General features: G+C 60.2%; 24 protein-coding genes. 13 read left to right on the top strand and 11 right to left on the bottom strand.

From position 1 onward, the window contains the following. The first annotated feature begins 4 nt into the window (after positions 1–4). The 3 genes from ctaD (at position 5) to TK42_RS09310 (ending at position 3,126) form a co-directional block, all read left to right on the top strand. Positions 5–1,588: a cytochrome c oxidase subunit I gene (ctaD, locus tag TK42_RS09320; RefSeq protein WP_103734080.1), complete on the top strand. Its 1,584-nt coding sequence runs from the start codon at positions 5–7 to the stop codon at positions 1,586–1,588. 63 nt (positions 1,589–1,651) lie between these two features. Further along, positions 1,652–2,203 carry a cytochrome c oxidase assembly protein gene (locus TK42_RS09315; protein WP_078822713.1) on the top strand — a complete coding sequence of 184 codons (552 nt, stop codon included), beginning with the start codon at positions 1,652–1,654 and terminating at the stop codon, positions 2,201–2,203. Between the two features lie 35 nt (positions 2,204–2,238). Continuing rightward, positions 2,239–3,126, top strand: coding sequence for a cytochrome c oxidase subunit 3 (locus tag TK42_RS09310; RefSeq protein ID WP_005783427.1), 888 nt, complete (start codon positions 2,239–2,241; stop codon positions 3,124–3,126). Between the two features lie 6 nt (positions 3,127–3,132). Here TK42_RS09310 and TK42_RS09305 read toward each other — a convergent pair whose 3' ends face one another. Continuing rightward, positions 3,133–3,336, bottom strand: coding sequence for a twin transmembrane helix small protein (locus TK42_RS09305; RefSeq protein WP_103734079.1), 204 nt, complete (start codon positions 3,334–3,336; stop codon positions 3,133–3,135). 32 nt (positions 3,337–3,368) lie between these two features. Between TK42_RS09305 and TK42_RS09300 the strand changes: the two genes are divergently transcribed. The 5 genes from TK42_RS09300 to TK42_RS09280 are packed head-to-tail and all read left to right on the top strand — an operon-like array spanning position 3,369 to position 7,292. After that, positions 3,369–4,133: an SURF1 family protein gene (locus tag TK42_RS09300; protein WP_103734078.1), complete on the top strand. Its 765-nt coding sequence runs from the start codon at positions 3,369–3,371 to the stop codon at positions 4,131–4,133. Continuing rightward, positions 4,099–4,683, top strand: coding sequence for a hypothetical protein (locus TK42_RS09295; protein WP_005783430.1), 585 nt, complete (start codon positions 4,099–4,101; stop codon positions 4,681–4,683). Before TK42_RS09300 ends, TK42_RS09295 begins: the two co-directional genes overlap by 35 nt. A gap of 10 nt (positions 4,684–4,693) precedes the next feature. Next, positions 4,694–5,773 (top strand): heme A synthase, encoded by a 1,080-nt coding sequence (locus tag TK42_RS09290; protein WP_032878564.1) that lies wholly within the window; start codon positions 4,694–4,696, stop codon positions 5,771–5,773. Then, positions 5,761–6,660 (top strand): heme o synthase, encoded by a 900-nt coding sequence (cyoE, locus tag TK42_RS09285; RefSeq protein ID WP_005783432.1) that lies wholly within the window; start codon positions 5,761–5,763, stop codon positions 6,658–6,660. Before TK42_RS09290 ends, cyoE begins: the two co-directional genes overlap by 13 nt. Continuing rightward, positions 6,657–7,292 (top strand): SCO family protein, encoded by a 636-nt coding sequence (locus TK42_RS09280; RefSeq protein ID WP_005783433.1) that lies wholly within the window; start codon positions 6,657–6,659, stop codon positions 7,290–7,292. The genes cyoE and TK42_RS09280 overlap by 4 nt, the downstream gene beginning before the upstream one ends. Positions 7,293–7,370: 78 nt before the next feature. On the opposite strand, the gene TK42_RS09275 is transcribed toward TK42_RS09280, so the two are convergent. From TK42_RS09275 to TK42_RS09265, 3 genes are read right to left on the bottom strand one after another with little or no spacing between them, the layout of a single operon-like run. Next, entirely contained in the window at positions 7,371–8,141 is a 771-nt protein-coding gene (locus TK42_RS09275) for a MetQ/NlpA family ABC transporter substrate-binding protein (RefSeq protein WP_032878561.1), read from the bottom strand. A 51-nt stretch (positions 8,142–8,192) separates the two neighbouring features. Continuing rightward, positions 8,193–8,867 carry a methionine ABC transporter permease gene (locus TK42_RS09270; protein WP_005783435.1) on the bottom strand — a complete coding sequence of 225 codons (675 nt, stop codon included), beginning with the start codon at positions 8,865–8,867 and terminating at the stop codon, positions 8,193–8,195. Continuing rightward, a complete protein-coding gene (locus TK42_RS09265) occupies positions 8,867–9,874 on the bottom strand; it encodes a methionine ABC transporter ATP-binding protein (protein WP_103734077.1) in 1,008 nt (335 codons plus the stop codon). Before TK42_RS09265 ends, TK42_RS09270 begins: the two co-directional genes overlap by 1 nt. A gap of 265 nt (positions 9,875–10,139) precedes the next feature. Between TK42_RS09265 and katE the strand changes: the two genes are divergently transcribed. Then, positions 10,140–12,281, top strand: a complete 2,142-nt coding sequence (gene katE, locus TK42_RS09260) for a catalase HPII (protein WP_078822718.1) — start codon at positions 10,140–10,142, stop codon at positions 12,279–12,281. 100 nt (positions 12,282–12,381) lie between these two features. Here the strand turns inward: katE and TK42_RS09255 are convergent, their stop codons facing one another. Genes TK42_RS09255 through zur form a run of 4 tightly spaced genes read right to left on the bottom strand, consistent with a single transcriptional unit; the run spans position 12,382 to position 15,172 of the window. Further along, positions 12,382–13,101: a PA5502 family lipoprotein gene (locus tag TK42_RS09255; protein WP_103734076.1), complete on the bottom strand. Its 720-nt coding sequence runs from the start codon at positions 13,099–13,101 to the stop codon at positions 12,382–12,384. A 37-nt stretch (positions 13,102–13,138) separates the two neighbouring features. Beyond that, a complete protein-coding gene (znuB, locus tag TK42_RS09250; RefSeq protein ID WP_032878556.1) occupies positions 13,139–13,927 on the bottom strand; it encodes a zinc ABC transporter permease subunit ZnuB in 789 nt (262 codons plus the stop codon). Beyond that, positions 13,920–14,690, bottom strand: coding sequence for a zinc ABC transporter ATP-binding protein ZnuC (gene znuC, locus TK42_RS09245; RefSeq protein ID WP_005783440.1), 771 nt, complete (start codon positions 14,688–14,690; stop codon positions 13,920–13,922). The genes znuB and znuC overlap by 8 nt, the downstream gene beginning before the upstream one ends. Continuing rightward, positions 14,690–15,172, bottom strand: coding sequence for a zinc uptake transcriptional repressor Zur (gene zur, locus TK42_RS09240; RefSeq protein ID WP_005783442.1), 483 nt, complete (start codon positions 15,170–15,172; stop codon positions 14,690–14,692). The genes znuC and zur overlap by 1 nt, the downstream gene beginning before the upstream one ends. Positions 15,173–15,230: 58 nt before the next feature. Here zur and TK42_RS09235 point away from each other — a divergent pair, with 58 nt between their 5' ends. Further along, the gene (locus TK42_RS09235; protein WP_103734075.1) at positions 15,231–16,160 is read left to right on the top strand and encodes a zinc ABC transporter substrate-binding protein ZnuA; all 930 of its coding nucleotides are present in this window, start codon (positions 15,231–15,233) and stop codon (positions 16,158–16,160) included. Between the two features lie 112 nt (positions 16,161–16,272). On the opposite strand, the gene TK42_RS09230 is transcribed toward TK42_RS09235, so the two are convergent. Both TK42_RS09230 and TK42_RS09225 read right to left on the bottom strand, forming a co-directional pair. After that, positions 16,273–17,226 carry a homoserine kinase gene (locus tag TK42_RS09230; RefSeq protein ID WP_032878553.1) on the bottom strand — a complete coding sequence of 318 codons (954 nt, stop codon included), beginning with the start codon at positions 17,224–17,226 and terminating at the stop codon, positions 16,273–16,275. Between the two features lie 55 nt (positions 17,227–17,281). Further along, positions 17,282–17,572: a DUF2782 domain-containing protein gene (locus TK42_RS09225; protein WP_003187366.1), complete on the bottom strand. Its 291-nt coding sequence runs from the start codon at positions 17,570–17,572 to the stop codon at positions 17,282–17,284. 74 nt (positions 17,573–17,646) lie between these two features. Here TK42_RS09225 and polA point away from each other — a divergent pair, with 74 nt between their 5' ends. After that, positions 17,647–20,442 (top strand): DNA polymerase I, encoded by a 2,796-nt coding sequence (gene polA, locus TK42_RS09220; RefSeq protein ID WP_103734074.1) that lies wholly within the window; start codon positions 17,647–17,649, stop codon positions 20,440–20,442. Positions 20,443–20,709: 267 nt separating this feature from the next. Here the strand turns inward: polA and yihA are convergent, their stop codons facing one another. Beyond that, positions 20,710–21,351 (bottom strand): ribosome biogenesis GTP-binding protein YihA/YsxC, encoded by a 642-nt coding sequence (gene yihA / locus TK42_RS09215; protein WP_005783451.1) that lies wholly within the window; start codon positions 21,349–21,351, stop codon positions 20,710–20,712. A gap of 447 nt (positions 21,352–21,798) precedes the next feature. Between yihA and TK42_RS09205 the strand changes: the two genes are divergently transcribed. Then, entirely contained in the window at positions 21,799–22,425 is a 627-nt protein-coding gene (locus tag TK42_RS09205) for a cytochrome c4 (protein WP_032878549.1), read from the top strand. 167 nt (positions 22,426–22,592) lie between these two features. After that, positions 22,593–23,228 carry a thiol:disulfide interchange protein DsbA gene (gene dsbA, locus TK42_RS09200; protein WP_103734072.1) on the top strand — a complete coding sequence of 212 codons (636 nt, stop codon included), beginning with the start codon at positions 22,593–22,595 and terminating at the stop codon, positions 23,226–23,228. The last annotated feature ends 2 nt before the right edge of the window (positions 23,229–23,230 follow it).

Below are 23,230 nucleotides of genomic sequence, written 5' to 3'. Positions count from 1 at the left end.
GGCCATGAGCACTGTGATCGACCACGGTCATGCCGACCATGCCCACGGCCCCGCCAAAGGCTTGATGCGCTGGGTGCTGACCACCAACCACAAAGACATCGGCACGATGTACCTGTGGTTTGCCTTCACCATGTTCCTGCTCGGTGGCTCGTTTGCCATGGTGATCCGCGCCGAGCTGTTTCAGCCAGGCCTGCAGATCGTGCAGCCGGCGTTCTTCAACCAGATGACCACCATGCACGGCCTGATCATGGTGTTCGGCGCGGTGATGCCGGCCTTCGTCGGGCTGGCCAACTGGATGATCCCGCTGATGATCGGCGCGCCGGACATGGCCCTGCCGCGCATGAACAATTTCAGCTTCTGGCTGCTGCCGGCGGCGTTCCTGCTGCTGGTCTCCACCTTGTTCAGCCCCGGTGGCGGGCCGAACTTCGGTTGGACTTTCTATGCGCCGCTTTCCACCACCTATGCGCCGGAAAGCGTGACGTTCTTTATCTTTGCCATCCACCTGATGGGCATCAGTTCGATCATGGGCGCGATCAACGTGGTCGCCACCATCCTCAATCTGCGCCCCCCCGGCATGACCTTGATGAAGATGCCGCTGTTCGTGTGGACCTGGCTGATTACTGCGTTCCTGCTGATCGCGGTGATGCCGGTGCTGGCGGGCTGCGTGACCATGATGCTGATGGATATCCACTTCGGTACCAGCTTCTTCAGCGCGGCCGGTGGCGGTGATCCGGTGCTGTTCCAGCATGTGTTCTGGTTCTTTGGCCATCCCGAGGTGTACATCATGATCCTGCCGGCGTTTGGCGCCGTCAGCTCGATCATCCCGACCTTCTCGCGCAAGCCGCTGTTTGGCTACACCTCGATGGTCTACGCCACGGCGAGCATCGCGTTCCTGTCGTTCATCGTCTGGGCGCACCACATGTTCGTGGTGGGCATTCCGCTGGTGGGTGAGTTGTTCTTCATGTATGCGACCCTGCTGATCGCCGTGCCCACGGGGGTGAAGGTATTCAACTGGGTCAGCACCATGTGGCAGGGCTCGCTGACGTTCGAGACGCCGATGCTGTTTGCGGTGGCCTTCGTGATCCTGTTCACCATTGGCGGCTTCTCCGGGCTGATGCTGGCGATTGCCCCGGCGGACTTCCAGTACCACGACACCTACTTTGTGGTGGCGCACTTCCATTACGTACTGGTGCCCGGCGCGATCTTCGGGATCTTCGCTTCGGCCTACTACTGGCTGCCGAAATGGACTGGCCACATGTACGACGAAACCCTGGGCAAGCTGCATTTCTGGCTGTCTTTCGTGGGCATGAACATGGCGTTCTTCCCCATGCACTTTGTAGGGCTGGCGGGTATGCCGCGGCGGGTGCCGGACTACAACCTGCAATTCGCCGACTTCAACATGGTTTCGTCCATTGGTGCCTTTATGTTCGGCGCCACACAGATCTTCTTCCTGTTCATTGTCATCAAGTGCATCCGTGGGGGTACGCCGGCACCGGCCAAGCCCTGGGATGGCGCCGAGGGCCTGGAATGGAGCGTGCCCTCGCCTGCGCCGTATCACACCTTCACCACCCCGCCGGAGGTCAAATGAATACCTCTGTGTGTTGCGAACGCGGTCCATGTGGGAGGGGCGCACCAGCCTTGGGTGGGTGTCATGTCTGACTCCGTGCCGATCAAACGCCTGGTCACCCGCCTGCTGATCCTGGTACTGGCGATGTTCGCCTTCGGCTTCGCGCTGGTGCCGATCTACGACGTGATGTGCAAGGCCTTCGGCATCAACGGCAAGACCGCCGGGCAGTACGAGGGCGAGCAAATGGTCGACCCCTCACGTCAGGTTCGGGTGCAGTTTCTGTCCACCAACGCCATCGACATGGTCTGGGAATTTCATTCCAAGGCCGATGAGATTGTGGTCAACCCGGGGGCGGTCAACGAGATGCTGTTCGTGGCCTACAACCCCACCAATAAGCCGATGACCGCCCAGGCGATCCCGAGTATTTCCCCGGCCGAAGCGGCCATGTATTTCCACAAGACCGAATGCTTTTGCTTCACCCAGCAAGTGCTTCAGCCGGGTGAGCGCATCGAGATGCCGGTGCGTTTTATCGTCGACCGCGCGATGCCCAAGGATGTGAAGCATTTGACCCTGGCGTACACGCTGTTCGATATCACTGCGCGCCAACCGCCCGTGGCCGCGAGGACCGGGGGCTAGCTACTGTTTGCCCCCTCAATCAGGAGAGCGAATACATGTCGACTCATGATACGTACTACGTACCAGCGCAAAGCAAATGGCCGATAATTGCCACGATTGGCCTGCTGGTCACCGTGTACGGCCTGGCGGTGTGGTTCAACGACTTGAAGGCTGCGCGCCCCGAATCCCACGGGCCGTGGATCTTTTTCGTCGGCGGCCTGTTGTTGGCCTACATGCTGTTTGGCTGGTTCGGTGCTGTGATCAAGGAAAGTCGCGACGGGCTGTACAGCGCGCAAATGGACCGCTCGTTTCGCTGGGGCATGACCTGGTTCATCTTTTCGGAGGTGATGTTCTTTATCGCGTTCTTCGGTGCGTTGTTTTATGTGCGGCACATGTCGGCGCCATGGCTGGCAGGTGAGGGCTCCAAAGGCGTTGCGCATATGCTGTGGCCGAACTTCGAGTTCGCCTGGCCCTTGCTCAATAACCCTGACCCCAAGCTCTATCCTGCGCCTGAAGGCACCATCAGCCCGTGGGGCCTGCCGTTGGTGAATACCATCCTGCTGGTGAGCTCCAGCGTGACCATCACCATCGCCCACCATGCCCTGCGTAAAGGCCATCGAGGTGCGCTGAAAATCTGGCTGGCGATCACAGTGCTGTTGGGCCTGGCGTTTCTCGGGTTCCAGGCCGAGGAGTACATCCACGCCTATAAAGAACTGGGCCTGACCCTGGGTTCAGGGGTATACGGCGCCACGTTCTTCATGCTGACGGGCTTTCACGGCGCCCACGTAACCATCGGCACCATCATTTTATTCGTGATGCTGATGCGCATCCTGCGTGGGCATTTCAACGCCGAGCACCAGTTCGGCTTCGAGGCGGCCAGTTGGTATTGGCACTTTGTGGACGTGGTGTGGATCGGGTTGTTTTTCTTTGTTTATGTGCTGTGAGGCGGATTACCAAGGCGCATGAGAGACCAGTTGGCCGCTGAAAAAGCCCCAGGCGATCAAGCCCGCGGTGATCACGGCCAGTACCACACGCACGGTCAAGGCAGTGACGAGGCGGTTGGAGTTGCCCTCGTCCTTGACCAGGAAGAACAGGCCACTGAACAGGCTCACGACAGTCGCGATCAGCATCAGGGCAATGGCTGCTTTGAGCATGGTCTGGCTCCAGGGCTACAGAGGGAGGGGCGATGAGATCCAGTATAGCCAGTGCCATGCAGCGCTTTCGTCCAGGTATCGCGCCGACGCTGGTGGTGCTGGTGTTGCTGCCGCTCATGGTGAGCCTGGGGTTCTGGCAACTGTCCCGTGGGCATGAAAAACAGCTGCTGGTGGAGCGTTATGCCGAGCGCCGCGCTGCCGAGCCGATCAGCAGTGCGCAGCTCAATGATATGGCCGACCCTGCCTTTCGCCGCGTCCATCTTCGCGGGCAATTGGACGCTGCGCACAGCGTATTGCTGGATAACCGTATGCGTGACGGCAAGGCGGGTGTCGAGCTGCTGCAACCCTTTCAGGACCAGGCTAGCGGCCTGTGGCTGTTACTTAATCGCGGCTGGTTGCCGTGGCCGGACCGGCGCACGCCGCCGGCCTTCTCCACGCCTGAACAGGCATTGAATCTTGACGCCTGGGTGTACGTCGCCCCCGGCGAGACCTTCCAACTGCATGCCGACCCTGCCAGCGCGCAATGGCCACGTTTGCTCACCGCACTGCATCCCGCCGCGCTGTGGGACGAGCTGGGGCGCAGCGGCTTTGCCTACGAACTGCGTGCCGAAGCGGGCCCGGGTACGTACGAAACCACCTGGCCTATCGTTGCCATGGGCCCGGAAAAACACCTGGCCTACGCAGTGCAGTGGTTCGCCATGGCACTGGCACTGCTGGTGCTTTACCTCTACCTCGGATGGCACAACAAAAAGGAGAAGCCCCATGGGAGCGGCCATGAATCCACCCAGCACGTCTGAAACGCCGGACCGGCGCAAAGGGCGCTGGCAGCTGATTTTGATCCTCATGATGGTGATCGGTCCGATGGCGCTGGCCACCTTCATGTACAAGTTGCAGTTCTGGGTGCCGGACAGCCGCAGCTATCACGGTGAACTGATCGGCAACGGCCAGACCCGTGCCGATATCGGCGTGCAGGCCGGCGAAGGTCGGTGGCAACTGTTGGTCACCGCACCCACCGCCTGCGCCGCCGATTGCCAACAACTGGTGTACTTGGCGCGCCAACTGCAAATCAGCCTTGGCCGTGATGCGTCCCGCGCCAACCATGCCCTGGCGGCTGCGCAACCGCTGAGCACCGACTATGAGGCCAAGCTCAAGGCTGAGTACCCGCAACTGCAGCGCTACCCGCTGGATGTGTCGACCTTTGCCAGGAACGCCGCGGCGCCCGGTGAGGCTCAACTGTGGATCGTCGACCCCCACGGCAACCTGGTGCTGCGCTACGACGCCAAGGTCAAGGGCAAGGACTTGCTCAACGACCTGCGCCTGCTGCTGAAACTGTCGAACATCGGATAGGGGCACCGTCATGGCCAAGCCTGGATTTCGCCTCGCGCTGTTTGCCACCTTATTGGCGCTGATCGTCGTGCTGCTCGGCGCCTATACCCGGCTGACCCACGCCGGGCTCGGCTGCCCGGACTGGCCCGGGTGCTACGGCTTTATCAGCGTGCCGCAAAGCGAAGCCCAGTTGGCCCACGCCGAACTGCATTTTCCGGATGCGCCGGTAGAGGCTGACAAGGGCTGGGCAGAAATGACCCATCGCTACTTCGCCGGCACCCTGGGGCTGCTGATCGCGCTGCTGGCGGCGCGTGCGTGGAGCCATCGACGCGATCCGGGCCAACCGGTGAAACTGCCATTGTTTGTATTGGTGGTGGTGTTCGCCCAGGCGGCTTTTGGTATGTGGACGGTGACGTTGAAGCTCTGGCCGCAGGTGGTGACGGGGCATCTGCTGGGCGGCTTTGCGACCTTGAGCCTGTTGTTTCTGCTCACTTTGCGCCTGTCCGGTGTGCTGCCTGCGTTGATTGTGCCCAGGCGCCTGCAATATTGGGCAACGGCGGGGCTGGTACTGGTAATCGGGCAGATCGCGCTGGGCGGTTGGGTCAGTTCCAACTACGCGGCCGTGGCCTGTGTCGACCTACCGACCTGTCACGGCCAATGGTGGCCGGCGGCGGATTTTGCCAATGGCTTTCACCTGACCCAGCATATCGGCCCCAATTACCTGGGCGGCCAACTTGATAGCGAGGCGCGCACGGCGATCCACCTGACCCATCGCATCGGCGCGGTACTGGTCACCTTGGTGCTATTGGGGTTGGCCTGGCAACTGCGTGCAGTGGGCATGACGCGGTTGGCGGGCTTGCTGCTGATCGCCCTGGCTGCGCAAATCTGCCTGGGTGTGAGCAATGTGGCGTTCGGCCTGCCGCTGCCGGTGGCGGTGGGTCACAACGCGGGTGGAGCGGCCTTGTTGCTGAGCCTGGTGCTGGTCAATTACCACGCCCGCACGAGCCTGGTCCGGGTTCGCGCCCCGCTGACGCTCGGTTGGCGGTTCATCCCGCGCAAACAGGTCTCAGGCCTGATCACCCTTAAAGGAGAGATGCCATGGCGACCCTGATCGGCGCAGGTCACGATCGGGCAATCTGGCGTGACTATCTGGAGCTGACCAAGCCCAAAGTGGTGGTGCTGATGCTGATCACCTCGCTGGTGGGCATGTTCCTGGCCACCCGCGCTGGCGTGCCGTGGACGGTGCTGGTGTTCGGTAACCTGGGCATTGCCCTGTGTGCAGGCGGCGCGGCGGCGGTGAACCATGTGGTTGATCGGCGGATTGATGCGCTGATGGCGCGCACCCATAAGCGGCCACTGGCTGAGGGCCGTGTATCGCCCGCTGCAGCATTGGCCTTTGCGTTGTTGCTGGCGGTGGCGGGCCTGGCGCTGCTGTTGGCGTTCACCAACCCGCTGGCGGCCTGGCTGACATTGGCGTCGCTGCTCGGGTACGCGGTGATCTACACCGGTTTTCTCAAGCGGGCGACGCCGCAAAATATCGTCATCGGTGGCCTGGCCGGCGCAGCGCCGCCGCTGCTGGGTTGGGTGGCCGTCACCGGGCATGTGAGTGCCGAACCCCTGCTGTTGGTGCTGATTATCTTCGCCTGGACCCCGCCGCACTTCTGGGCGCTGGCCATTCACCGCAAAGAGGAATACGCCAAGGCCGACATCCCCATGTTGCCGGTCACCCATGGTGAGCACTACACCAAGGTGCATATCCTGCTATATACCTTCGCCTTGCTGGCGGTGAGCCTGATGCCCTATGTCATCCATATGAGTGGCGTGCTCTACCTGGCCTGTGCCCTGGTTTTGGGCGCACGCTTTCTGCAATGGGCCTGGGTGCTGTACCGTGGCACCCAGCCGCACGCGGCGATCAACACGTTCAAGTACTCTATCTGGTACTTGCTGTTGCTGTTTATCGCCCTGCTCGTAGACCACTACTTACTGTTGAACCTATGACTCGAACTCAAAAAACCGTCTTCATCCTCGTGGCCCTGGTGGCGTTGATCATGGGCCTGACCGTCAACAAAGTGCTCTCGGGCAAAGGCCAGGGCGACCCGACCGCGCTGATCGACGCCGGCATCATCCTGCTGCCGCAAAGCCGCCAGTTGCCCGCAGTGAGCATGACCAACCAGGACGGCCAGCCGGTGCTGGCCAATGAATTGAAAGGCAAGTGGAGTCTGTTGTTCTTCGGCTACACCTTCTGCCCGGACATCTGCCCGACCACCCTCGCCCAGCTGCGCCAGATCAAGAGCGAGCTGCCTAAAGAGGCTGTGGATAAGTTGCAGGTGATTTTGGTCAGCGTCGATCCGAACCGCGATACTCCGGCCCAGCTCAAGCAGTACCTGGGTTACTTCGACCCGCAATTCCAGGGCCTGACCGGCGCGAATGTTGAGGATGTGCAGAAGGTTTCGAATGCCGTCAGCATCCCCTTCATTCCGGCAGATACCAGCAAGCCGAACTACACCGTGGACCACAGCGGCAACCTGGCGCTGATCGGCCCGGATGGTACCCAGCGTGGGTTTATCCGTGCGCCGTTGAACAACCAGAAGCTGGTAGCGCAGTTGCCAGGCTTGCTACAGCGCAAGTAGCAGGCAACACAAAGCAAATGTGGGAGGGGGCAAGCCCCCTCCCACATTTTGATCTCCGGTGTGTTGGAGATCGGGGCATCAGAACGCTGGCTTGATCGCGCCTTTGTACTTCTCTTCGATGAATTTTTTCACTTCAGGCGTGTGCAAGGCTGCAACCAGCTTCTTCACTGCGTCCGAATCCTTGTTATCTTCGCGGGTCACCAGGATGTTCACATAAGGCGAGTCGCTGCCTTCGATGACCAGGGCGTCCTTGGATGGATCCAGCTTGGCTTCCAGGGCGTAGTTGGTGTTGATCAGTGCCAGGTCGACCTGGGTCAACACGCGCGGCAGGGTGGCGGCTTCCAGTTCGCGGAACTTGAGGTTTTTATCGTTGCCGGTGATGTCCTTGATGGTCGACAGGATGTTGGTCGGGTCCTTCAGGGTGATCAGACCGTTCTTGGCCAGCAGCAACAGCGCACGACCGCCGTTGGTGGCGTCGTTAGGGATCACCACGTTGGCGCCGTCAGGCAGGTCGGCCAGTTTCTTGTACTTGCTGGAGTAGGCGCCCAGCGGCTCCAGGTGCACGCCGCCAACGCTCACCAGGTGAGTGCCCTTGGCCTTGTTGAACTCATCCAGGTACGGCTGGTGCTGGAAGAAGTTGGCGTCCAGGCGTTTTTCAGCCACCTGCACGTTTGGCTGCACGTAATCGGTGAAAACTTTGACCTGCAAATCCACGCCTTCTTTGGCAAGGGCAGGCTTCACGAATTCGAGGATTTCCGCATGAGGCACCGGCGAGGCAGCGACCTTGATCGTCTCGGCATGGGCGGAAAACGCGGCAACGGCAGCGAAGGCAACCAGTAGTTTTTTCATCCAGCAAGCTCCTTGTTCGGGCATCTGCCGGCTGTGAGCCGGCAATGGCCGTTATTTTCGAGAAAAATGCACCACCAGCCTGTCGCCGACGGTTTGCAGAATTTGCACCAGGATCAACAGCATTACCACGGTGACTACCATCACATCGGTCTGGAAGCGCTGGTAACCAAAACGGATCGCCAGGTCACCCAGGCCACCAGCTCCGACTACACCGGCCATGGCCGTGTAGGAAACCAGTGTAATCGCCGTCACCGTAATCGCCGCAAAAATGCCGGGGCGCGCCTCGGGCAACAAGGCGTTGGTGATGATCTGGCGGGTGCTCGCACCCATGGATTGGGTGGCTTCGATGATGCCGCGGTCGACTTCGCGCAGGGCCGTTTCTACCAGCCGCGCAAAGAATGGCGTAGCACCTACGACCAGCGGCGGGATCGCGCCGGCAACGCCCAGCGATGTACCGGTGATCAGGACGGTGAACGGAATCATCACGATCAACAGGATGATGAACGGCAGCGAGCGCAGGATATTCACGATCAGCGACAGCAGCGCGTACAGGCCTTTTTGTTCGAACAGTTGGCGCGGGCTGGTCAGGAACAGCAGCACACCCAGAGGCAGGCCCAACAGCACGGTGAAGAACAGCGAGCCGAACAGCATGGTCATGGTGTCGCCGGTGGCGAGCCAGATTTCGGACCAGTCGATATTGGCAAAGAAACTCAGGAAAACGTCCATCAGCGCAGGACCTCCATGTGAACGTCGGCGGCGGTGAAGCGCGCAAACGCGGCCTCCATGTCACCGCCGGTGACGGCGAGGGTCAGTTGCCCGTAAGGGATGTCTTTGATGCGGTCGATACGACCGGCCAGGATGCTGTAGTCCACGCCTGTTTCGCGAGCGACGGTACCCAGCAATGGCGCGTAGGTCGCATCGCCCTGGAACGTCAGGCGTACGATGCGGCCCGGCACGTGGGCGAAGTCGTCGCGCTGCTCGCCTTCGTCAACCTGTTCGGCTTCCTGAACGAAACGCTTGGTGGTCGGATGCTTTGGGTGCAGGAACACATCGGCGACCGAACCTTGCTCGACGATCACGCCAGCGTCCATCACTGCAACTTGGTCACACACGCGGCGGATCACATCCATTTCATGGGTGATCAGCACGATGGTCAGGTTCAGTTCGCGGTTGATCTCGGCCAACAGTTGCAGGACTGACGCGGTGGTCTGTGGGTCGAGGGCGCTGGTGGCTTCGTCGCACAGCAGGATCTTTGGCTTGGTCGCCAGGGCGCGGGCAATACCGACGCGCTGTTTCTGACCGCCGGACAGCTGCGCCGGGTACTTCCTGGCGTGGTCCGACAGGCCGACGCGAGCAAGCAGCTCAGCCACGCGCTGGTCGATCTCCTTGCGCGACAATTCACCGGCAAGCGTCAGTGGCAGAGCGACGTTGTCGGCCACGGTCTTGGACGCCAGCAGGTTGAAGTGCTGGAAGATCATCCCGACCTGCTGACGGAAGCGCCGCAGGCCGTTGGCATCCAGGGCGGTGACTTCTTCATCGTCGACCGTGATCTGCCCGCCGCTGGGTTCTTCCAGGCGGTTGATCAGGCGCAGCAGTGTGCTTTTACCCGCACCCGAGTGGCCAATCAGGCCAAACACCTGGCCATTGGCGACGCGCAGACTGGTGGGGTGCAGTGCGGGGATATCCTTACCGGCGACGCGGTAGGTTTTATGGACGTTTTGAAACTCGATCACGTAGCGAACCTTGTGGGGCGCATTGAAAAGGGATCAGCGGTTAGCCGGGCGCGCATTTTAGCCTGTCCATCTAGTGTTTCTTAGCATTTATTTCGTATCCATCCAGCGATTTGGCAATAACGAGACCAAAGGTCATAAAAAAGGAACGGCGCAAAACCCTGTCAGTCACTACTTAAGCAATTCGATCTCCCGGGTGCCGTGCCTGGGGTTTCGCTCAAACGAGCCGGGGAACGCTCTGGCCACTTTGACTAAGGAGTTTTGACTGATGAGTACCAAGAAGCCAGCCACCCCGCCCAAGAGTGAAGTCGCGGGCACTGATACCCTGGACCGAGGCAATACCAACGCCAAATTGCAGGCGTTGGAAGAATTCCGTTCCGATGCGACCGGCCAGGCCCTGCGCACCAACCAGGGCGTGAAGATTTCCGACAACCAGAACAGCCTGAAAGTCGGCGCCCGTGGCCCTTCGCTGCTGGAAGACTTCATCATGCGTGAAAAGATCACGCACTTTGACCATGAGCGTATCCCTGAGCGCATCGTGCATGCCCGTGGTACCGGCGCCCATGGTTATTTCCAGAGCTATGGTGACCATTCGGCACTGACCAAGGCCGGTTTCCTGCGCACGCCCGAGCATAAAACGCCGGTATTCGCGCGTTTTTCCACGGTGCAGGGCCCGCGCGGTTCCGGCGACACCGTGCGCGATGTGCGCGGTTTTGCCGTGAAGTTCTTCACCGACGAAGGCAACTTCGACCTGGTGGGCAACAACATGCCGGTGTTTTTCATTCAGGATGCGATCAAGTTTCCTGACTTTGTACACGCGGTAAAACCTGAGCCGCACAACGAGATACCTACCGGCGGCTCGGCACACGACACCTTCTGGGATTTCGTGTCGTTGCAGCCGGAGTCGGCGCACATGGTGATCTGGGCCATGTCTGACCGGGCGATTCCAAAAAGCCTGCGCGCCATGCAGGGTTTTGGTGTGCACACCTTCCGCTTGATCAATACCGAAGGTAAATCCAGCTTCGTGAAATTTCACTGGCGCCCAAAAGTAGGCACGTGCTCCCTGGTATGGGACGAGGCGCAAAAGCTGGCCGGTAAGGACACGGACTATCACCGCCGTGACCTGTGGGAATCGATTGAGAGCGGCGATTACCCCGAGTGGGAACTGGGTGTGCAGATCGTGGCGGAAGAAGACGAACACAAGTTCGATTTCGACTTGCTCGACCCGACCAAAATTATCCCTGAAGAGCTGGTGCCGATCACACCGCTGGGCAAGATGGTGCTCAACCGTAACCCGGATAATTTCTTCGCTGAAGTCGAGCAGGTCGCGTTTTGCCCTGGCCATATCGTGCCGGGCATCGACTTTACCAACGACCCGCTGCTGCAAGGCCGCTTGTTTTCCTACACGGATACGCAGATCAGTCGGTTGGGCGGCCCCAACTTCCATGAGATTCCGATCAACCGCCCGGTAGTGCCTTTCCATAACGGCCAGCGCGACGCTCAACATCGCACCGTGATCGATAAAGGGCGGGCCTCGTACGAGCCGAACTCGATTGATGGTGGCTGGCCGAAAGAAACGCCTGCCGGTCCTGCCGATGGAGGTTTCGAGTCCTACTACGAGCGCGTCGATGCCAATAAGGTGCGCGAGCGCAGCGAGTCGTTCGGCGACCATTTCTCCCAGGCCACGTTGTTTTACAACAGCATGAGCCACCACGAGAAAGAGCACATCATCGCGGCCTACAGCTTCGAGTTGGGCAAGGTTGAGCGCGAGTTTATCCGGGCGCGTCAAGTCAACGAGATCCTGGCCAACATTGACCTGGAACTGGCCAAACGCGTGGCGCAGAACCTGGGCTTGCCAGCGCCGACCAAGGGCACAGTGCCCGCACGTGAAACATCGCTGAAGGAATCACCGGCATTGAGCCAGGTGAATTTGCTGTCTGGCGATATCAAGACGCGCAAGGTGGCGATTCTGGCGGCTAACGGCGTTGATGGTGCGGCAATTGATGCGCTCAAGGCAGCGCTGGAGGCAGAGGGTGCCCATGCCAAGTTGCTGGGCCCGACTTCGGCGCCTGTGACCACTGCCGATGGCAAGACGCTACCCGTAGACGCTTCGATGGAAGGCATGCCGTCCATTGCCTTCGACGCGGTGTTTATCCCGGGCGGTAAGGACTCGGTGAAGGCGTTGAGCGGCGATGGCGTGGCGCTGCATTACGTACTGGAAGCGTACAAGCACCTCAAGGCGATTGCGGTGGCCAGTGATGTGAAACCGTTGCTGGACTTGCTGAAGCTGGAAGCGGATGCGGGGTTGATCGTGGGCGCTGATGCCAAGGCGTTCAAGGCGTTCTTTGCTGCGATTGCACAGCATCGGGTTTGGGAGCGGGAGCCGAAATCCAAGGCGATTCCGGCTTAAATTATCGGTTGTTTGTTAGATCGTCATCGCAGGCAAGCCAGCTCCCACACTTGAATGTGTTCACCCTTCAAATGTGGGAGCTGGCTTGCCTGCGATGCTTTTAGTCCGCCTTGCGCGGAATCAGCACAACCTGCGCCGGAATGTGTTTCAGGATCTGCCGGTGAATCTTCAGGTCATACCCCGAATCAATTCGTTTCACCCGTTTGGTCAGCAATGTGGCCAGCCACGGGTAATCCTGGGTGCGTGGCACCTGGATGCTGACATCGCACTGGTAATTCACCACGTCGGTGGCGATGGCATCCAACTGATGACGCATGTCTTCGACATCCGCGAGGTTCAGCGCCACGGTGGTGCTCGGCGCTGCGGGGTCGATGACCTTGGCCGCAGGCTTGGCTTCGGCGGCTTTCAACGCGGCTTCTGCCTGATCCAGCTCGGCCTTGCGCGCATGGCTGATAGCGCTGTTGACGCCACCGGTCAGTGCCGGGGCTTTTGGCATCAGCGCGCGGGCCCGGCTCAGTGCGGTGGCGGCGGCGTTGACATCGCCTTTTTGCAGCACGATCTGGCTGCGCTGCAGGTAGGCTTCGGCCAGTTGACGCTGATAGACCTCAAGTGCGGGATCGTTGGGGGACTGGGCCTGCAACGCCGCAAGTTGGTCTTCGGCGGTTGCCAGTTCGCTGCTGGCCAGGTTTTGCTCCAGCTGCGCGATGGCCACAGCGCGTGCGTCCGGGGCCTCGGGGGCAGCGGGCGGCGTGCTTTGACAGGCACCCAGCAGCAGGGAAAATGCGGCAAGGAGCAGATAACGGGAGGTGAACGGCTTCATTCCTGCGACTCTCTATTTGCGCAAAAAGCGAGCAAGTCTACACCCCTCGACGGGGCAGGACAAAACTCAGCAGAAACAGGGCGGCCGCCGTAACCACAATCGACGGCCCGGCTGGCGTGTCCTTGAACCAGGACAGCGCCAGGCCCCCGCACACTGCACACATTCCCAGGAGGCTGGCGCCGATTGCCATCTGCTCCGGTGAGCGGGCATGACGCTGGGCGGCGGCGGCGGGAATGATCAGCAGCGACGTGATCAACAATACGCCGACTATCTTCATCGCGACAGCGATCACCACGGCGATGAGCAACATCAGGGCCATGCGCAGCCCTGCGACGGGCAAGCCTTCAACCCGGGCGAGTTCTTCATGCACGGTGATCGCCAGCATCGGGCGCCACAGGGCCACCAACAACACCAGTACGCCAGCGCTGCCGCCGAGGATCCAGGCCAGATCAGTCGGGCTGATCGCCAGCAGGTCGCCGAACAGGTAGGCCATCAGGTCGATGCGCACTTCATGCATGAAGCTCAATACGACCAGGCCCAGGGACAGGGTGCTTGGCGCGAGGATGCCCAGCAGGGTGTCGGAGGCCAGCGGCTGGCGTTGTTGCAAGGTCACCAGCAGTACCGCCAGCAGCAGGCAGCCCACGGTTACGGCGATGGTCGGGCTCACGTCCAGCAGAAAGCCCATGGCCACGCCCAGCAACGCCGCATGGGACAAGGTGTCACCGAAATAGGCCATGCGCCGCCAGACCACAAACGAGCCCAGCGGGCCCGCCACCAGTGCCAGAGCCAAGCCTGCCAGCAGGGCGTAGAGCAGAAAATCAGCCATGCTTGCAGCTATCTCCATGAACGTGGGGAGTATCGACAACGGCACCATGCAGGTCATGGGCGTGGTCGTGATGATGGTGGTAGATCGCCAGGCTCTGGGCGTTTTTGCCGAACAGTTCCACGAACGCCGGGTCGCCACTGACCTGTTCCGGGTGGCCGGAGCAGCACACATGGCGGTTGAGGCAGACCACCTGGTCGGTGGTGCTCATCACCAGGTGCAGATCATGGGAGACCATCAGCACGCCGCAGCCATGGCGGTCGCGCAGCCGGGTGATCAGGCTGTACAACTCGGCCTGGCCGGCGACGTCGACGCCTTGTACGGGCTCATCGAGCACCAGCAACTCTGGCTCGCGCAACAAGGCGCGGGCCAGCAGCACGCGCTGCATTTCGCCGCCGGAGATGCTTTGTACCGGGCTGTCGATCACCTGCTCGGCGCCGACTTCCTTGAGCGCGGCCTGTGCACGGGCGCGGTCGACACCGGGCACCAGGCGCAGGAAGCGCAATACGGACAGCGGCAGGGTCGGGTCCACGTGCAGTTTTTGCGGCATGTAGCCCACGCGCAGTTTGGGCTTGCGCCATACACTGCCGCTGTCGGGCTTGAGCAGGCCAAGCACGGCGCGCACCAAGGTGGTCTTGCCTGCGCCATTGGGGCCGATCAACGTGACGATTTGCCCCGGCTCCACGCTCAGCGCGATGTTTTCCAGCACGTTCTGCCCGGCGAACGTGACGCCGACCTGCTCCAGACGGATCAACGCGTTGCTCATCAAGCCCCCTGGCAGCCCGCGCACAGGCCGACCACTTCAACCGTTTGCCCCTCGACCTTGAAGCCGACGTCGGCAGAGCTTTGGATAATGGCGTCACTGATGCTTTTTTGTTCAAGCTCGATGGCCGCGTGGCACTCGCGACAGATCAGGAACTGGCCCTGATGCGCGTGCTCCGGGTGGTTGCAGCCGACAAACGCGTTGAGCGAGGCGATACGGTGAACCAGGCCATTTTCCAGCAGGAAATCCAGTGCGCGGTACACGGTAGGTGGTGCAGCGCGGCGGCCGTCCTGTTCGCTGAGTACGCCAAGAATGTCGTACGCGCCCAGCGGTTTGTGGCTCTGCCACACCAACTCCAGCACCCGGCGACGCAAGGCGGTCAGGCGCAAGCCTTTTTGTGCGCACAGGGTATCGGCCTCTGACAATGCGGTGTGCACGCAGTGAGAGTGGTCGTGGGGACGGCTGGCAAGCGGTGTTTTAGGCATGAGCGGCGACAGATATTTGATAGAGACGTTATTATGTTACCCGTTCCTACGCCATTGAGTGGTCATCGTGTCCCGACTTTTTCCCGTTTTTGTCGTATTTGTCACCAGTTTGTTCGTTGCGGGTGCCGCTCAGGCCGATGTGAAGGTGCTGACCAGCATCAAGCCGTTGCAACTGATTGCCGCGGCGGTGCAGGACGGTGTGGCGGTTCCGGAGGTATTGCTGCCGCCGGGTGCGTCGCCGCATAACTTCGCATTGCGCCCATCCGACGTACGGCGCGTGCAGTCGGTGGACCTGTTGTATTGGATCGGACCGGACATGGAAACCTTTTTGCCGCGCGTGTTGAAAGGCCGTACGACCGCTACCGTGGCCGTCCAGGGCCTACCAGGGATGAAATTACGTATTTTCGGCGAAGATAGCCATTCCCACGCCGACGATGACGACGAGCATGACCATGATCATCGACCTGGCAGCGTCGATGCGCATTTATGGTTGTCAACGGTGAACGCGCGGGTAATCGCCACGCGCATGGCTGCGGACCTCAGTGCGGCTGATCCTGCAAACGCCGAGCGTTATCAGAGCAACGCCAAAGCTTTTGGTGAGCGCCTGGATGCGTTGGATGCGCGCTTGAAAAAGCGACTGGCGAGCGTCGATGGCAAGCCTTACTTCGTATTCCATGAGGCGTTTGACTACTTCGAAGAGGCTTACGGCCTCAAGCACACCGGCGTATTCAGCGTGGCCGCCGAAGTGCAGCCAGGTGCCCAGCATGTAGCGGCGATGCGCACGCGCTTGCAGGAGGTGGGCAAGACCTGCGTGTTCAGCGAGCCGCCGTTGCGGCCGCGATTGGCCGAGACGCTGGTTGCCGGGTTGCCGGTGAAGTTGGCGGAGCTGGATGCGTTGGGTGGCTATACCCCGGCTACCGCTCAGGGTTATGAGCAGGTCCTGGAGAAGCTAGGTAATGATTTGGCTGGCTGTCTGGAGTCGCTTTAACCATCGCCGCATAACCAATGTGGGAGCGGGCTTGCCCGCGATGGCGGCGTGTCAGTCGACACCGCTATCGCAGGCAAGCCAGCTCCCACATTTTTTTGACCGAGTAGGCCTTTTAGAGCGCGAACGGCAGGTGGACACTGACCTGCTGGCGTTGCGCCAGACGGTGCTCGAACTCAGCGGGGTCGTGAATGAGAACATCCTGGCCGGCAAACGACTCCGCGGCGATCAGTCGTGACAGCCAGAAACGCACGCACGCCACACGCAGCAGGGTCGGCCATAGCTCGGCCTCCTTCGCGGTGAACGGTCGCAGCCCCGCGTAGGCTCCCAGCAGCGCCCGCGCTCGTTGCCCATCAAGCACGCCATCGGCATCCGAACACCAGTCATTCAAGGCAATCGCCACGTCGTAGAGCATCGGCCCCGAGCAGGCGTTGTAGAAGTCGATCAAGCCCGTAAGGTGTGTGCCTTCGAACATCGCATTGTCGCGAAACAGATCGGCGTGAACGTTGGCCCGTGGCAGGCCGAGGATGTCAGCTTTGTGGGTTTCGATCTCGCTCAATGTGTCCTGCAGCAGGCGCTGTTGTGCGTCGTTGAGGTGCGAAATCAGCTGCGCGCCCTCACTGAGCATCCAGTCCAGCCCGCGGTCGGTCTTGCGCTCCAGCACTTTTTCGCCCTGGGTTGCCAAGTGCAGGTGGCCGAGCAGGTCGCCGACCTGGGCGCAATGTTGGGCGTTGGCGTCCTTGATGTGCTTGCCGGCCAGGCGCGGTTGCAGCAAGGCGGGTTTGCCCTTGAGTTCGCGCAAAGCGATACCGTCGGTGGTACGCAAGGCGTACGGCACCGGCAGGTCGGCGTCGTGGAGCACGTCGAGCAGTTCGATGAAGAACGGCATTTCTGCCACGGGGCCGCGCTCAACCAGGGTCAGGACAAACTCACCCTGCTCCAGGCTGATAAAGAAATTGGTGTTTTCGCTGCCAGCGGCAATCCCCTGGAAATCAAGCAGGCGGCCGAGCCCATAAGGGGCGAGAAAGGTTTCCAGCTCGGGCCGAGCCAGGGGGGTGAACACAGACATGGTTAAAACTGCCGTTACGGGCGCTGGCTTAGCAGCGCCGGTTAAAATTAAGAAATCATTTCCATTCGAAGATCTTCCATGACGGGATCAGCATATCCGGCTGGTCAGAGCGGATGAAGTTCGCATCGGTTCCGTCCGCGCGCACCAGGAAATAAGGTGGAGCGCCCTTCGGGGTAACCTTGATGGCGTACAGGAAGCCGTTCTGGCGGTACTCCTGAATAGTCTTGTCGCCTTCCGTGCGAATGGTAACTTCCGGGTCTGCCGAAGGGGCATCGTCTGCCGCCATGGCAGCCATCGGAGCGAGTGCAATCAAACCGGTCAACAGCAGGCGATTGAATGTACGCATGATAACCTTGTCCCTTTGTTTTCATTGGTCCGGCTATTCTAGCGCCTGACCCGCCGAAAAGGTTGATCCTGCTCATGAGCCAAGCGCCCCTCGTCCTGGTGGACGGTTCTTCTTATCTGTACCGCGCCTTCCACGCGCTGCCACCGCTGACCACCTCCAAAGGCCTGCCGACCGGTGCGGTCAAGGGCGTGTTGAACATGCTCAAAAGCCTGCGCAAGCAGTACCCGGACAGCCCGTTCGCGGTGGTGTTCGACGCCAAGGGTGGGACCTTTCGCGATGAGATGTACGCCGAGTACAAGGCCAACCGCCCGAGTATGCCCGATGACATGCGCCTGCAAATCGAGCCGCTCCATCAAAGCGTGATCGCCCTGGGCTTCCCGTTGCTGTGCGTCGAAGGCGTCGAGGCTGACGACGTGATCGGCACCCTGGCGCGCAGCAGCGCGGCCGCCAGCCGCCCAGTGGTGATTTCGACCGGCGATAAAGACATGGCACAGCTGGTGGACGGGCACATTACCTTGGTCAACACCATGACCGGTAGCTCGATGGACGTTGAGGGCGTAAAGGAGAAATTCGGCGTCGCTCCCGAGCAGATCATCGACTATCTGGCGTTGATGGGCGATTCGTCCGACAACATCCCAGGCGTCCCGGGTATTGGGCCGAAGACCGCCTCGGGCTTGTTGGTGGGAGTGAATGGCGGCCTCAAAGAGCTTTATGAGCAGCTGGATATTGTGCCGACGCTGCCTATCCGCGGGGCCAAAACCCTGCCAGCCAAGCTTGAAGAGCACAAGGAGATGGCATTCCTGTCCTATCAGTTGGCGACGATCAAGATCGATGTGCCACTGGACGTGGGCCTGGATGACCTGCACCTGATCGAGCCGGATCGCGAAAAGCTGCTGGAGCTGTACACGCTGCTTGAGTTCAAGAGCTGGTACGACGAGATCCAGCGCGATGCCAAGCGTGTGGAGCTCAAGTCGGCGAGCGAGGTTGCACCTGCCGCCGAAACGCCGGTCGAGGCCGTTATATCGGTACCGGTAGAGGCGGTTTACACCACCGTCCTGGACCAGGCCACCTTCGACGTGTGGCTGAAAAAACTCAACGATGCGCCGTTGTTTGCCTTTGATACCGAAACCACCGGCATTGACGCTCAACAGGCGCAATTGGTTGGGGTCTCGTTTGCTGTGCAGCCCCATGAAGCCGCCTACATCCCGCTGACCCATTCCTATATCGGCGCGCCGGATCAATTGGATCGGGACACCGTGCTGCTGGCCTTGAAACCGCTGCTGGAAGACCCGACCAAACTCAAGGTTGGCCAGCACGCCAAGTTCGATATGAACATCCTCGCCAACTGCGCCATCGGTGGCGACCCTGCACAGGGCATCACTGTGCGTGGCATCGCCTTCGACACCATGCTCGAATCCTACGTGCTGAACTCCACGGCGACCCGCCATGACATGGACAGCCTGGCGAAGAAGTACCTGGGCCACGACACGGTCAGCTTCCAGGACATTGCCGGCAAAGGCGCCAAGCAGCTGACGTTCGACCAGATTGCCCTTGAACAGGCTGGCCCTTACGCAGCCGAAGATGCCGATGTGACCTTGCGCCTGCATCAGGAGCTGCACGCAAAGCTGGCCGCGATCCCGAGCCTGGCCAGTGTACTGACGGATATCGAGATGCCATTGGTGCCGGTACTGGCACGCATCGAGCGCCAGGGCGCATTGGTGGACAAGGAGCTGCTGGGCATCCAGAGCATCGAGCTGGGTAACAAGATGGTCGAGCTGGAGCGCCAGGCCTTCGAGATCGCCGGTGAAGAATTCAACCTCGGCTCACCCAAGCAGCTTGGGGCGATTCTCTACGAGAAGCTGGGGATGCCGGTGTTGAAAAAGACCGGCAAGGGGCAGGCTTCCACCGCCGAAGAAGTGCTGGCCAAACTGGCCGAAGATGATTTTCCGTTGCCCAAGGTGCTGATGCAGTACCGCAGCATGAGCAAGCTCAAAAGTACCTACACCGACCGCCTTCCGGAGCAGATCAACCCTCGCACCGGGCGCATTCATACGTCTTACCATCAGGCGGTAGCGGCAACCGGGCGCTTGTCCTCCAGCGACCCGAACCTGCAGAACATCCCGGTGCGCACCGCCGAAGGGCGACGGATTCGCCAGGCGTTTGTCGCGCCCAAGGGCTACAAGCTGCTGGCGGCGGACTATTCCCAGATCGAGCTGCGGATCATGGCGCACCTGTCCAAGGACGAAGGGCTGATGAACGCCTTCCGAAACGATCTGGACGTGCACACCGCCACGGCTGCCGAGGTATTCAAGGTTGAGCTGGCTGAAGTCACGTCCAACCAGCGCCGCAGTGCCAAAGCAATCAACTTCGGCCTGATCTACGGCATGGGAGCCCAGAAGCTCGGCAAGGACATCGGCGTCGATACCAAGACCGCCAAGGCTTACATCGATGTGTACTTCGCCCGCTATCCAGGTGTTCGCGAATACATGGAGCGCACGCGTGCCCAGGCAGCGGACCAAGGCTATGTGGAAACCTTCTTCGGGCGGCGCCTGTACTTGCCGGATATCAACTCCAACAAGCCTCAGGAGCGCGCTGCGGCAGAGCGCACAGCCATTAACGCACCCATGCAGGGCACGGCGGCGGACATCATCAAGAAAGCCATGGTGCAGGTGGATAACTGGCTGACCGAGTCGGGCCTGGATGCCAAGGTAATCCTGCAAGTGCACGACGAATTGGTGCTGGAGGTACGTGAGGACCTGGTCCCACAAGTCAGCGAGAAGATTCGCGAACATATGAGTGCTGCAGCCCGGCTGGACGTACCGTTGGTGGTGGATGTGGGCGTGGGCGATAACTGGGACGAAGCGCACTGATTGCAGAGCTGCGCCAACACCGAGGTGCTGGCGCAGTGCTTTAGAGCGCAAATCGCCGTCAGTTATTTCCAATAGTTTTTTGGAGCTGCCGGAACTTAACCTGTGAACTGCCACTCAGAGTTACTGAATGGGTGGTGAAGCCCTTCAATGCTCCTATGTTGTGTTAAGTGTTGGCAGATATCTGGACCCCGCCCTAGCGGTCCGGAACTTGGACCCCGAACTTCCCTCCCCATACGAAGTCCGGGGTTTTTTTTGCCCGCAGAAAAGTTACTCGGTAGCTTCTGCGCCTTTGTCCGCCAATTCCATCCAGCCGGCCAGCACCGTGTAAGCCTCTTCCAGGCCCATGCGCTTCGGCGCCGAGAACAGCTGGATAGTGATCGTATCGCCCCAGCCTTTACGGATGTCGGACTGCACTTTGAGCAGCGTGTTCTTGGCTGCGCCGTAGGTGAGCTTGTCGGCCTTGGTCAGCAGGATGTGCATCGGCATGCCGCTGGCGACGGCCCAGTCGAGCATCAGCAGGTCGAAGTCAGTCATCGGATGGCGGATGTCCATCATCAGAATCAGACCCTTCAAACTCTCCCGGCCACCCAGGTAAGCCTCAAGGTGACGCTGCCAGTGCAGCTTCAGCGGGATAGGTACTTTTGCATAACCGTAGCCCGGCAGGTCGACCAGACGCCGATCATCGTCTAGCTTGAAGAAATTGAGCAGTTGCGTGCGACCCGGGGTTTTCGAGGTGCGCGCCAGGCTGGCGTGGGTCAGGGTGTTCAGTGCGCTGGATTTGCCAGCGTTGGAGCGGCCGGCAAAGGCGACTTCAAAGCCCTCGTCATCGGGGCATTGGTCCACTTTGGCGGCGCTGAGCATGAACGTGGACTGTTGGCACAGGCCGAGGATGGGATTCTTGAGTTGCATGAGATTTCCGATGTGGGCGGTGCCGAAAAAGGGTGCGGCAAGCGGTGTCGTTTCCGTTTCAGTAGCGCCAGTATATAATGCCGCAGATTTTGTGTGTGCTTTGTCCCAGCGAAGGATGAAGTTCACGGGAGCGAAAGACCTTTATTGCGCATTAGAACGCAAAACGCTCTCAAACCCTGAAAAGGTCGATGTATGGCCTCAATGGTTGCCGCTTTTGGTGTCCTGAACCCGCTTTACGGCGCTCAGGCTACACAGGATCCACAAGCGCTGTACAACCGAGTTTGTGTGGTCGCGCTGATGCAGCGCGTGACCCAGGGTTTCAAGGCAATGCCGCCGCGTGGTTTGTGCATGGACTGCAGTACTGAGGATTACCAGGCCGTCATTGAGTTGGCGGTGAGTAAACCCGGTAGATAACTCTTAAACCCTTAGCCGTAGTTGGATTAGCTGATGAACAAACTGATCGTGAGTCTGCTGTTGACCTTGGGCATCACAGGCGCTGCCGTCGCTGCAGAGGGCCCCGTCAAAGGTGATGCCACTGCCGGTCAAGCGAAAGCCGCCGTATGTGGTGCCTGCCACGGGCCGGATGGCAACAGCCCGGCGCCGAACTTTCCCAAACTGGCCGGCCAGGGTGAACGTTACCTGAGCAAGCAGATGCACGACATCAAGGACGGCAAGCGCACAGTGCTGGAAATGACCGGCATGCTGACCAATCTCAACGATCAGGACCTGGCGGACCTCGCGGCGTATTTTGCCAGCCAGAAAGGCAGTGTGGGAGCTGCTGATCCTAAATTGGTCGCTCGCGGAGAAAAGCTGTTCCGTGGCGGTGACCTGGAAAAAGGCTTGCCTGCCTGCACCGGTTGCCACTCGCCAAATGGCGCTGGCATCGCCGCCGCTGGCTTCCCGCACCTGAGTGGCCAGCATGCTACCTATATCGCCAAACAGCTGACCGATTTCCGTAAGGAAGAGGCCGGACGAGCGAATGATGGCGACGCCGCAATCATGCGCACCATCGCTCGCAAGCTGAGTGACGAAGACATTGCAGCCGTCTCCAGTTACATCCAGGGCCTGCATTAAGTTGCACGCAACGTTAACACTCGATTAATCCCGCGATGCAAGCATAAAAGGGTGGCTCAGGCCGCCCTTTTTTGTGGCCGCTGCCGTTACACTAACGAACTCATGCCCGCGTAGACCTGTCACAACAAAGGTCGCGTGAGGCGACTTTATTTGTCCAGGAGTAAAGCATGCGTAATCTGATCCTCAGCGCCGCTCTCGTCACTGCCAGCCTCTTCGGCATGACCGCGCAAGCAGCCGATGTGCCGCTTGAAGCCGGTAAAACCTACGTTGAATTGGCTAACCCTGTACCGGTGTCGGTACCCGGCAAAATCGAAGTGGTGGAGCTGTTCTGGTATGGCTGCCCGCATTGCTACGCTTTTGAGCCGACCATCAACCCATGGGTTGAAAAGCTGCCCAAGGACGTTAACTTCCGTCGCCTTCCCGCCATGTTTGGTGGCCCATGGGATGCCCACGGCCAACTGTTCCTGACGCTCGAAGCCATGGGCGTGGAACACAAAGTACACAACGCCGTCTTCGAAGCGATCCAGAAACAGGGCAAGCGCCTGACCAAGCCGGAAGAAATGGCTGACTTCGTCGCCACCCAGGGCGTGGACAAGGACAAGTTCCTGGCAACATTCAATTCCTTCGCCATCCAGGGCCAGATCAAGCAGGCCAAGGAGCTCGCGCAGAAGTACGGTGTGCAAGGCGTTCCAACCCTGATCGTCAACGGCAAGTATCGTTTCGACCTGGGCACTGCCGGTGGTCCTGAAGCGGTCCTCAATGTTGCCGACCAACTGATCGCCAAAGAACGCGCAGCCAAGTAAGG

It is taken from the genome of Pseudomonas sp. GZJR-8, assembly GCF_002916705.1.
GTDB classification, from domain to species: Bacteria; Pseudomonadota; Gammaproteobacteria; order Pseudomonadales; family Pseudomonadaceae; genus Aquipseudomonas; species Aquipseudomonas synxantha_A.
Note: the sequence above shows the minus strand (reverse complement) of the source record. Positions and strands in the feature narration are given on the sequence as shown.

Bases quoted from the DNA above. Each gene is read 5' to 3' on its own strand.
- znuC (WP_005783440.1), bottom strand. From the start codon at position 14,690: ATGAGCAACGCGTTGATCCGTCTGGAGCAGGTCGGCGTCACGTTCGCC.
- ctaD (WP_103734080.1), top strand. From the start codon at position 5: ATGAGCACTGTGATCGACCACGGTCATGCCGACCATGCCCACGGCCCC.
- TK42_RS09230 (WP_032878553.1), bottom strand. From the start codon at position 17,226: ATGTCTGTGTTCACCCCCCTGGCTCGGCCCGAGCTGGAAACCTTTCTC.
- TK42_RS09225 (WP_003187366.1), bottom strand. From the start codon at position 17,572: ATGCGTACATTCAATCGCCTGCTGTTGACCGGTTTGATTGCACTCGCT.
- TK42_RS09205 (WP_032878549.1), top strand. From the start codon at position 21,799: ATGAACAAACTGATCGTGAGTCTGCTGTTGACCTTGGGCATCACAGGC.
- cyoE (WP_005783432.1), top strand. From the start codon at position 5,761: ATGGCGACCCTGATCGGCGCAGGTCACGATCGGGCAATCTGGCGTGAC.
- TK42_RS09295 (WP_005783430.1), top strand. From the start codon at position 4,099: ATGGGAGCGGCCATGAATCCACCCAGCACGTCTGAAACGCCGGACCGG.
- katE (WP_078822718.1), top strand. From the start codon at position 10,140: ATGAGTACCAAGAAGCCAGCCACCCCGCCCAAGAGTGAAGTCGCGGGC.
- dsbA (WP_103734072.1), top strand. From the start codon at position 22,593: ATGCGTAATCTGATCCTCAGCGCCGCTCTCGTCACTGCCAGCCTCTTC.
- yihA (WP_005783451.1), bottom strand. From the start codon at position 21,351: ATGCAACTCAAGAATCCCATCCTCGGCCTGTGCCAACAGTCCACGTTC.
- TK42_RS09315 (WP_078822713.1), top strand. From the start codon at position 1,652: ATGTCTGACTCCGTGCCGATCAAACGCCTGGTCACCCGCCTGCTGATC.
- TK42_RS09300 (WP_103734078.1), top strand. From the start codon at position 3,369: ATGAGATCCAGTATAGCCAGTGCCATGCAGCGCTTTCGTCCAGGTATC.
- TK42_RS09305 (WP_103734079.1), bottom strand. From the start codon at position 3,336: ATGCTCAAAGCAGCCATTGCCCTGATGCTGATCGCGACTGTCGTGAGC.
- TK42_RS09280 (WP_005783433.1), top strand. From the start codon at position 6,657: ATGACTCGAACTCAAAAAACCGTCTTCATCCTCGTGGCCCTGGTGGCG.
- zur (WP_005783442.1), bottom strand. From the start codon at position 15,172: ATGCCTAAAACACCGCTTGCCAGCCGTCCCCACGACCACTCTCACTGC.
- TK42_RS09275 (WP_032878561.1), bottom strand. From the start codon at position 8,141: ATGAAAAAACTACTGGTTGCCTTCGCTGCCGTTGCCGCGTTTTCCGCC.
- TK42_RS09290 (WP_032878564.1), top strand. From the start codon at position 4,694: ATGGCCAAGCCTGGATTTCGCCTCGCGCTGTTTGCCACCTTATTGGCG.
- polA (WP_103734074.1), top strand. From the start codon at position 17,647: ATGAGCCAAGCGCCCCTCGTCCTGGTGGACGGTTCTTCTTATCTGTAC.
- TK42_RS09270 (WP_005783435.1), bottom strand. From the start codon at position 8,867: ATGGACGTTTTCCTGAGTTTCTTTGCCAATATCGACTGGTCCGAAATC.
- znuB (WP_032878556.1), bottom strand. From the start codon at position 13,927: ATGGCTGATTTTCTGCTCTACGCCCTGCTGGCAGGCTTGGCTCTGGCA.
- TK42_RS09310 (WP_005783427.1), top strand. From the start codon at position 2,239: ATGTCGACTCATGATACGTACTACGTACCAGCGCAAAGCAAATGGCCG.
- TK42_RS09255 (WP_103734076.1), bottom strand. From the start codon at position 13,101: ATGAAGCCGTTCACCTCCCGTTATCTGCTCCTTGCCGCATTTTCCCTG.